The sequence below is a fragment of the Bacteroidota bacterium genome (assembly GCA_013696965.1).
GTDB lineage: Bacteria > Bacteroidota > Bacteroidia > JACCXN01 > JACCXN01 > JACCXN01.
In genome coordinates this window covers 241,961-251,487 of the sequence record JACCXN010000091.1, presented here as the reverse complement: position 1 = coordinate 251,487, position 9,527 = coordinate 241,961, and the positions used below count along the sequence as shown (strand labels likewise).

Below are 9,527 nucleotides of genomic sequence, written 5' to 3'. Positions count from 1 at the left end.
ACTAACAAGACTTTGCCTTTTTACGAATGGAATGAATGTTCATTTGCTATTGTTGCCTTAATCCTAAGATAAAATTATAGACAACAAGAAGTGTAGATTTTGTAATTGTATATTTTAAAACACTAGCTTTGTAATTAATACCAAGTAATATGGAAGTTAAAGATGCCAATGGAAATATTCTAAATTAAGGGGATTCTGTAACGTTAATTAAGGATTTAAAATTAAAAGGGACATCAACTACCTTGAAAAGAGGAACAATGGTAAAAAACATTAAACTTACCGGTGAGGATAAAGAAATAGAATCCCGTGTAAGCAAAATGGTGGTAGTTCTAAAAACTGAGTTTTTAAAAAAGGCTTAACTTAAATTCTGAAACAGATTTAAAATCAGCAAAAACAAAGTTTTAATACGCCTGCTCTTCTTAATTCTTTTTTATTCCAAAACAAAGATCCAGGAATCAGGAACTTGCGATCTAACTTTTATTAAACCTGCTTTGGTTTCGGCTGGATCATCTGATTTCATTACAAATACGTAATGAAATTTATTCACATCATTAAAAACAGTTTTACTATCTTGGTAACCCATGTCTTGGGCTTCCTTAAGGGCCTTTAACGCATTCTCTTTTTTACTAAATGAACCTATGATTATATAATTTCCAGGAGTTATTTTGTTTCCTGTTTCATCCTTGTAGTCACTTGATTTTCCAAATTTAGTGTCTTTCGTGTTTGTTTTTTCAGGAGTTTTAGTTTCGCTAGTTTTTGCTTCTTTAAGTTTCTCGATCTCATCATTTAACCGAATTATTTCTGCTTTTTGAAAATCATCACTTTTCTTTAATGAGTACATCATACTGTCAACCATTAAATCATATTGGCTATCCTGAGGTTGTGAAACAAGGTCATCTGTTTTTGAATGAAAATTGTTAAACCTATAACCAAGTAATAATTCATTTGATCCTCCCATATGGTTTCCTACGGCATTAACTGGTATTTCGTATGCATAACCTACTCGTATTGTTTCATTAATTTTAATACCTATGTTCATTCCTACTGCATAATTGCTTCTATAGCTTATGGCAGCCCACCCAATATTTTCCCAATCAAAAACCGCATTAATATCATATTGAATTGGGACTCCATTTGCAGCTCTAAGCATTATAACGGGATAAGCAGTCATGCCCTTGTCTTCCTTCACAGTAAAAACATATTTAGCTGTTAGCAGAAAATTTCTGTCTGGTTTTAAAGTAGAATTTGATTCATTGCTCCGAAATTGAAATCTTTGGCCAATAATATGTGGTGCAGCAATTCCAACTTGGAGTTCTTTCCATAAATAAGTTGCTCCCATACTTGCATCAACCGTAGCATTTGAAAATCCACCATGCATTAAAAATGGATCATTTGCATCCTTTGCAGAGACTCTGTTAAAATCCACCCTTGTGTTTAAAACCCCTACAGATAGTCCTGCTACAACAGTGTGTTCATCATTGAGTTTTATTCTGTAAGAATATGCCCCATATGCTCCCTGGCGTTGAAAGATTCCGCTTGCATCATTAATGAATGTTGCACCTAATCCAGTGTTTGTTCCATTTACAGGTCCATCTAATGTTAATACACTGGTTTCTGGGGCACCTGGTATGCTTCTCCATTGAGACTTATGCAAAAGGTTTGCATTTATTCCCTCTGTTGCACCAGCCATGGATGGATTATATAAAAAAGGATTGATATAATACTGATTGTATAGGGGCAACTGTTGAGCCAATAAAGCATTTGCAATGATCAGGCCCAGAACTAATGTTAGTATGTGTTTTTTCATTTTCATCTCTTTAAGTTTTTTTCGGTTGACTTATTTCTGATTTCTTAAAATGTTCACCGATCCTTTTTGAATATCTCTTGTATTTGTGAATTTCAAAATGTAGTAGTATGTTCCATCCGGAAGTGCAGTTCCATTGTATGTCCCATTCCAGGAATTGTCATAAGAATTGGCTGAGAAAACAGTTTGACCGTTTCTATTAAAAACAACGACTTCATTTTCCGGAAACAATTCTATTTTTTCAATAAACCAGGTATCGTTAAAACCATCACCATTTGGGGTTATTAAATTAAAAACCATAAAATCTGCTTTACCCTTTACTTCTATCATAAGGGAATCAACACTGCTACAGCCCCTAATATCCGTTACCTTAACTGTATAAATTGTTGTAGAAATTGGTGATGCAATGGGATCGGCACTTCCTGGAAAATCTAAACTGGAAGATGGTGTCCATAAATATGTTAATCCTCCTGTTGCCTGTAACTTTATGCTTCTACCAGGAGCCACAGAAGTATCATTACCAGCAAAAGCAATAGGTAATGTATGTGCTGTTATCTTTATGGAATCTTTAGAACTACATGAGTTGTTAACATTTGTTACTGTTACGGAATAGGTTCCAGAGGAATCAATTGTAGTGGATGAAAGCATGCTTCCATTGCTCCACTGGTATGTTAGGCCTATAACATTATCAACTGATAACTCTACATTGCTGCCCATGCAAAATTCATTTGTTGCAGAATTTGTGATTTTTGCAGAAGGAAGCTCGAATACTCTAACAGTTGCAGAAACAGTATCGATACAATTGTTATTGGAAATTGTTTTTAATAATACCACATATTCTCCATAAGCCAAATAATCATGTGAAGGGTTTCTTGTAATAGTGGCAAGCCCATTTCCAAAATCCCACATATTTAATTGTATTGATCCACTGGTTATTGTTGAAGTATTTTGAAATGAAACAGAATTTCCAAAACAAACATCCTCAGCTATAAATGAAGCCTCTGGCTTGGCAAAAACATTTACCTGTGCAACAAGTGAAGTGTCAGCAGGACAGGACCCGCTAATTACAATTACCCTAAAGCGGGCAGAGCTTTGTAAAGAATAAGTATATGAAGGCAGGGTGTTTCCAAGGGATGACCATGTTAATCCTCCATCAATTGATGATTCCCAATCTATTATTGATCCTGTATAGCCATTTAGTGTTAAACTCCCCTCTTCCTGAGCACAAATAGCAGTAATTCCAGAAATATTTCCTGCAATACTTTTAGGGCTTACAGAAATCACTACTGTATTTGAATAAACAGCATTACATATTCCACTTTTAACCATAACCCTGTATAAAGTAGTTTGAATGATGTTATTATATACTAAAGAGTCTGTTTGGTTACTAATAGGCATCCAGTTGTTTCCATTATCATTGGAAATCTCCCATCCCACTATATTGCCTGTTTGACCTGCCAGGTATAATGTTCCATTATTGTCTCCAGGGCACACAGTGTTTGATCCTGTTAAATTTCCCCCAACAGAAACAGGATTAACAGTTATAATAACAGCATTAGAAGTATCTGCTTCACATAAACCATTCATAACAATTGCCTTGTAATATGTTGTAATTAATAAATTGTTGTAATTCTGAGTATTTGATGTATTCCCAGAAGGAAACCAGGAAATTCCGCTATTGGACTCTAACCAATCAATAATTTCTCCAACATATCCACTAAGGGTTATTGTACCGCTATTGCTGTTACTGCATACAACAGCATTTGAGCTTAAAACACCTGCATTTGATAACTGATCTACGGTTATTGTTGCCTCTGATGAAGTTACCGAGCCACAAACTCCATTTTTAACCAAGGCCCTGTAACTGGTTGTTATAGTTAAATTGGAGTAATTTTGGGAAGAAGAGGTATTTGAAAGACTTATCCAACTATTTCCTCCATCATTAGAAAATTCCCATGAAACAATGTTTCCCGTTTCTCCACTCAAAGTTACCGTACCATTATTTGTACCTGCACAAACTACTGTACTTCCTGAAACAGTTCCCCCTACAGAGGCTGCATCAACAGTAACAATAACTGTTGATGAATAATTAACAGCGCAACTTCCACTTTGTACAAGTACTCTAAAGTAGGTTGTAATAAAAAGATTATTATAAGTATAGGAATCAGCCGTGTTTCCTGTAGGAAACCAAGTTAAACCATTGTTTGACTCTTCCCAATCTAATATATCTCCAACATAATTTGAAAGGATAATTGTTCCATTGTTATTATTGCTACATGCAAAAGTATTCCCTGTTAAAATACCTGCGTTTGTAGCAGGGTCAACAGTAATGGTTGCTTCCATAGAGTTTACAGCGTTACAAACTCCATTTTTAACCAAAGCTCTGTACATGGTTGTAACTGATATGTTGAAATAATCTTGAGAAGAAGTAGTATTAGAAAGGAGAATCCAACTAATGCCTCCATCCGTTGAAAATTCCCATCCAATTACATTGCCTGTTTCACCACTTAAAGTAACAGTGCCGTTATTAGAACCTGCGCAAACAGTTGCATTTCCAGATACTAAACCTCCAACAGAGTTTACATCAACGTTAATTATTGCAATTGATGAAAATTCCGGAGAACAAATTCCACTTTGTACAATTGCCCTAAAATGAGTTGGAATTAAAAGATTGTTATAATTGTGAGTGGATGTTGTATTGGCTATTGCTACCCAGGATACTCCATTATCCGTAGATTCTTCCCAGCCAATAATATTTCCTGAAATTCCAATTAAGGATAATGTTCCATTGTTTGAGCCACTACATACTGTTGTTGCTCCATAAATAGTACCACCTGCAGAGGGTTGGTTAACATTAACAAGTGCCGTGCTTGAGTAGGCAGAACTACAAAGACCACTTTGAACAAGGACTCTATACATAGTTGGCGTTGTAATATTATTGTAATTCTGTGTAGTAGTATTATTTGAAATATTAATCCAGGAATTTCCATTATCAGTTGAAAATTCCCAATTCAATACATTGCCAATATTGCCAACAAGGCTAACATTTCCACTGTTTGCGCCAGAACATACAGTAGTTGCACCAGAAACACTTCCTCCATCAGTAATAGGATCAACAGTAATTGTTTCTTCAGTTGAGCGCTCAGCAAGGCAAACTCCACTTTGAATAACTGCTCTGTAAATAGTAGTAGTTGTTAAATTTACAAAGGCTTGTGAATTGCTGGTATTTGCAATTGAAGACCAAATTGTTCCAGCATCTATAGAAAATTCCCATTCTATAATTGTTCCTGTATGCCCGCTTAAAGAAAGTGTTCCGCTATTGTTTCCGCTACAAACAGTGGTGGCACCTGAAACTGTACCCCCAATGGTTACGGGATTAACAGAAATTACAATAAAGTTTGAGTATAAAACAGGACAACTTCCATTTTGTACCAGAGCCCTAAAACTTGTTGTGGTTGTAAGATTGTTATATACATGGCTGTCGGTAGTGTTGGCAATATTTGACCAGGATCCACCTCCATTAATAGAAAATTCCCATCTGATAATAGTGCCGGAATAGCCTGATAAAGTTAAAGTTCCTGTATTAGTTCCGCTGCAAACTGTCGCATCTGCTGAAAGAATTCCTGGGTCAGTTGCCGGAGCAAAAGTAATTATTGCAGTGTCAGAATATGCTGCAGCACATACTCCATTCATCAAATTAGCTCTATACCAAGTTGTTGTTGGAAGATTTGAATAATTTTGAGTAGTAGTGGTATTGACTATAATATCCCAGGTTGTACCATTATTTATAGAAGATTCCCAGCGTTGAACACTGCCGGTATTTCCGCTAAGTGTTAAAGTGCCGCTGTTTGTATTGCCGCATACTGTTGTTGTTCCAGAAATTGTTCCACCAACACTAAGAGGATTAACAGTAATGTCAATTGCATTTGAATTCAGGGCAGTACAAATGCCATTCTGAACTCTTACTCTGTACCGTGTTGTTGTGATTAGATTTGTGTAGTTTTGAGTATTTGTGGTATTTGCAATATTTGTCCAGGATCCACCTCCATTAATAGAAAATTCCCATCTTATTATGCTTCCACTAGAGCCAGCAAGGGTTAAAGTTCCGCTATTGGTTCCACTGCAAACAGTGGCTGCAGCTGAAAGGGTGCCTGCAACGGTTGGAGGATTTACTGTTACAGTGGCAGTATCGGAATATAATGCAGGACAACCTGTGCTTTGAATTCTAACGCGATATAAGCTAGTCTGAGTTAAATTTAAGTAGTTTAGGGTTGTTGTGGTATTGGTAATGTTAGTCCAGGTACTTCCAGAGTTTGTTGAAACTTCCCAGCGTATAATGCTTCCGGATTGTCCACTTAAGGTAAGTGTTCCGCTATTTGCACCGCTACATACGGTTGTTGACAAAGGTGATAGATTTCCACCTATTGTTGGAGGGTTTACAGTAATTATAGTAATTGACGAATTTGAAGCAGAACAAGCCCCGCTTTTTACAACTGCTCTATATCTTGTAGTTTGAGTAATATTTAAATAGGACAAAGTAGCAGTTGTATTGGCAATAATACTCCAGCTTATTCCTCCGTCTATTGAAAACTCCCAATTGGTTATCGTTCCTGTATTGCCACTCAAAGTAACATTTCCTGAATTTGTTCCACTACAAACAGTTGTTGCACCCGCGGTGTTTCCCGGAATAGTAACGGGATCAATTCCAATGCTTAATGGCAAAGAATTGGCTGAAGCACAAGAACCATTTTGAACCACAGCTCTATACATAGTTGGAACAGTTAAATTGTTATAATTTTGAATTGTGGAAGTATTTGAAATATTCACCCAGGTTCCGCCCCCATCTGTTGAATACTCCCAACGAAGAATGTTTCCGTTGTTTCCACCAAGGGTTAGAAAGCCGCTATTTCCACTAATACACACCGATGCAGGGCCTGAAACCGTACCTCCATTAGATGGTTCTAATGAATTAACAACATATCCTGAATAAGTGTTGTTTCCAGGAGTTGGGTCACCAGCCAAAATAACGGATGCATCCAGGGTGTAGGTTCCCTGTATAGATAAATTCGCCTGCGATAAAAAAGTATAGGTAAATGAAGTGTTTGCAGGGATGTTTATTGGGGCTGAAACGGTTTCTATTACTGAAGGTCCTCCATTTATGGAATAGGAAACATCAAATCCAGTAGTAATTGCACCAGGGCCGAAATTAAAAATCCTAACCGTAACATTTTCAGTTGAAGTTAAAGAACATCCGCTTACGGGAGCCAAAAAAGTACCGTTTGGTGCTGCTAAAGCAGCGTCATTTTGTGCAATTAAGAAATTTGAAAGAAGTAGTGCCGAAAAAAAAGTAAAAATTTTCTTCATAAAGGTATATTTTGGGGGTGTAAAAATAGCATGTGGATAACAATCGAATAATCCTTTTTTCAGATTCAAGACAAATATATGAAACTAAATTTCTCAAATGGAAAAAAGTATATTATTACCTTATATTTTTATTTAAATATTTCAATTCATTATTTAATCAATGTTTTTACTGCAAAAGTCCAATAAATGTTACTGTTTTGGTAGATTATTTAAAATAATTTATTCTTTTATTTTTCACTGCAAGTATTAAACCTTGATTACCAATACTTAAAATTTGTTTTGCACAAATACTTTAGCGTAATAGTTTTTTTATTTATTCTAAAAACATAGCAGACAAAGGCTTTTTGTGGCCCTTTGAGTTTAAAAAGTTCGAATTATGTGTAATATTTTTTACCTTTCTGACTGCTTTTTCTAATTTTACACCAATCAATATTCTGGCAATTGAGTTTGAAAAGAACATTTCAGTTTGCAGTAAAATAAGGATTCAAAAGTAGGTTGGTGTGATTATGTTTTTGAAAAGGATTATAATCTGGTGAAATTAGAGGAAGTTAAGGAACATATTGAAAAGAAAAAACATTTACCTGGCATTCCTTCCGCAAATGAAGTTTCTGAAAATGGTATAGAGCTCGGTGAAATGGTGCCCAAACTCTTATTAAATTGAAAAGCTAACTTTATATTTAATTGAACTAGATGAAAAAATAAAAAAACCAGAAGAAAAGTTAAAATAAAAACAAGTTAAAAGCCATAGAATAATTTTATGAAATAGCCATGCACAGAACGTGCGCAAACACGCATGAAGATATGGCGTCCCGATAAATCGGGATGACCTTTAAAAACGAATTATATACATTGCACCAAACGTGCGCAAACACTAATGAATATAACACCAAATGACAGTTAAAAAACAAATTATATACATATGAAATAGCCATAAACAATCATACCATACCAAGCATAAATATTGTGTGAGTCAAATTCCATTTTACCATTAAAAAATAAATTATATACGGATGAAAAATAGATTTACTTTTTTACTTTTTTTTCTATTTATTACACATGGAATTGGACAAAACTGGATACCAAATGGTAAAGGTTTTGTTTCTGCGAGTGATTATCCTGCTGCTGAATGGAAGATGGATACCACAAATAACAACAATTATTTTGACTGCAATTATTACAATTATTTTTCAGATACGGCTTTTCCTGTAATAACTAAGGAAGACAGCATGGAAATGAAACGTTATTCTGATAAATTTCATAAAATAAGGCATCAAACCGGATCATCAACTTATAAATCCTGGGATTACAACTTTATGCCGTTTATTCAGGGCTATGTTGACTCAGTTTGGATGGAAAAATTAGCCCGAGACGTTAATTTCAAATATCTTTCCCTGGACTATTCTGTTTTAACCAATGCAATTACATCAGATGGGGTGATACTTGGAAGGGTGATAAATAAACGTAAGCCTAATGATGAACGTTGCCTTTTTTTTAAAACAGAATATGTAATTGAAGTGATGGATGTAGTTCATGCCTATTTTGATATTAATATAGGGGATAAAATATTGATTTATGATCTTGATGGCTATGCTGCAGGCTGCTGTGAAGATTGTGGCATTATTTCCAAATCTTACCATATAAAAGAATATGGAATAGGGGAAGAAAGTTTATTTCTCCTGGATAAAAACATTTACAGGGGAATTTTTGCCTATAAAAATAAGCATTTAAGGGACGATAAGTATTGTTCTCAAGCATTTAAGATGGATATGAGTAATTATGAATATCATAAATATGTGGAAGATAAAATAGAAGATTTAAAACTGTTTTTTAATGAGGAATTTAAATAGTAAATATTGAAAAAACCAGAAATTATGAAGCATATATTGATTGCCATTTTTTTATTTTTATCAATACAACTATCTGGTCAAACACTTAATGATGTAAAATATTCAGAACGTCATATTAATGTAGTTGCCAATCCACAATGTTTTTATTCAACTCCTTTTTTCTTTGATGTTGTAGTCGATGTTAATATGTCTTATCAGTATGGAATATTATGGAGAAGTGGAATAAAAATAAATATTGGAAGTCGAAGAATATAAAATGCAGAGATAAAACATAAAAAAAAGGGCTGCATTTCTGCAACCCTTTTTTTTGTAAGCTCCTTCTCTTGGACTCGAACCGAACCGCTTTAGCCCTTGTTACTGTTGAATTCTTGCGGTAAAAAAATCATGATAGGGGAAAAAAAGGGGAAACTTGATTTTTCAGCAACTAACAGGGGTTACCGTTGCATAACTGCTTAAATAGGTAAAAATAAAACCATCCGCCTCAAAAGTTCATTTTAATTATGCCGGGATTT

The 9,527-nt window shown here is 34.8% G+C and carries 4 protein-coding genes and 2 pseudogenes; 3 read left to right on the top strand and 3 right to left on the bottom strand.

Translation table 11 applies throughout. The features are described 5' to 3' along the window. Positions 1-149: 149 nt before the first annotated feature. Positions 150-359 (top strand): annotated as a pseudogene (locus tag H0V01_14005) (alkylphosphonate utilization protein). 71 nt (positions 360-430) lie between these two features. On the opposite strand, the gene H0V01_14000 reads toward H0V01_14005, so the two are convergent. Next, positions 431-1,807 (bottom strand): PorP/SprF family type IX secretion system membrane protein, encoded by a 1,377-nt coding sequence (locus H0V01_14000; GenBank protein MBA2584491.1) that lies wholly within the window; start codon positions 1,805-1,807, stop codon positions 431-433. Positions 1,808-1,837: 30 nt separating this feature from the next. Continuing rightward, positions 1,838-7,168, bottom strand: coding sequence for a gliding motility-associated C-terminal domain-containing protein (locus tag H0V01_13995; GenBank protein ID MBA2584490.1), 5,331 nt, complete (start codon positions 7,166-7,168; stop codon positions 1,838-1,840). 1,010 nt (positions 7,169-8,178) lie between these two features. Here H0V01_13995 and H0V01_13990 point away from each other — a divergent pair. Then, positions 8,179-9,015, top strand: a complete 837-nt coding sequence (locus tag H0V01_13990) for a hypothetical protein (GenBank protein ID MBA2584489.1) — start codon at positions 8,179-8,181, stop codon at positions 9,013-9,015. Between the two features lie 24 nt (positions 9,016-9,039). Continuing rightward, positions 9,040-9,270, top strand: coding sequence for a hypothetical protein (locus H0V01_13985; protein MBA2584488.1), 231 nt, complete (start codon positions 9,040-9,042; stop codon positions 9,268-9,270). On the opposite strand, the pseudogene H0V01_13980 reads toward H0V01_13985, so the two are convergent. Beyond that, positions 9,197-9,373 (bottom strand): annotated as a pseudogene (locus H0V01_13980) (hypothetical protein). The gene H0V01_13985 and the pseudogene H0V01_13980 sit on opposite strands and share 74 nt — an antisense overlap. Between the last annotated feature and the right edge of the window lie 154 nt (positions 9,374-9,527).